Origin of the sequence: Cognatundibacterium luofuense (assembly GCF_018139685.1) — a bacterium.
Classification (GTDB): domain Bacteria; phylum Pseudomonadota; class Gammaproteobacteria; order Burkholderiales; family Burkholderiaceae_D; genus Undibacterium; species Undibacterium luofuense.
The window spans coordinates 1-332 of the sequence record NZ_JAGSPN010000403.1 but is presented as its reverse complement, the minus strand read 5'-3'; the positions used below and the strand labels follow the sequence as shown (position 1 = coordinate 332).

1 protein-coding gene is annotated in these 332 nt (G+C 44.6%); it reads right to left on the bottom strand.

Annotated elements, in window-relative coordinates:
• A partial coding sequence (locus tag KDM89_RS20960; protein WP_212689761.1) for a DegT/DnrJ/EryC1/StrS family aminotransferase occupies positions 1 to 332 on the bottom strand: 332 nt, incomplete at both ends.

The following is a 332-nucleotide window of genomic DNA, read 5'->3' as shown; positions in this document are numbered from 1 at the left end:
CCTGACGCACAGAAAATGCGTGCGCAGCATCATAGATAACTTTTAAACCGTGTTTATCTGCTATCGCCTGTATCGCCTCTATATTGCAGGGTATGCCATAGCAGTGCACAGGTAAAATCGCGGTGGTCTTGTCAGTGATAGCCGCCTCTATCAGATCAGGATTCAGATTCAAAGTGAGCGGGTCAATATCGACAAACACAGGAGTAATCTGATTCCACATCAATGCATGCGAAGTCGCGACAAATGAATATGGCGTTGTGATAACTTCACCACTTAAATGCAACGCTTTGAATGCAGTGATCAGAGCGATGGTTGCATTTGAAAACAAGGAA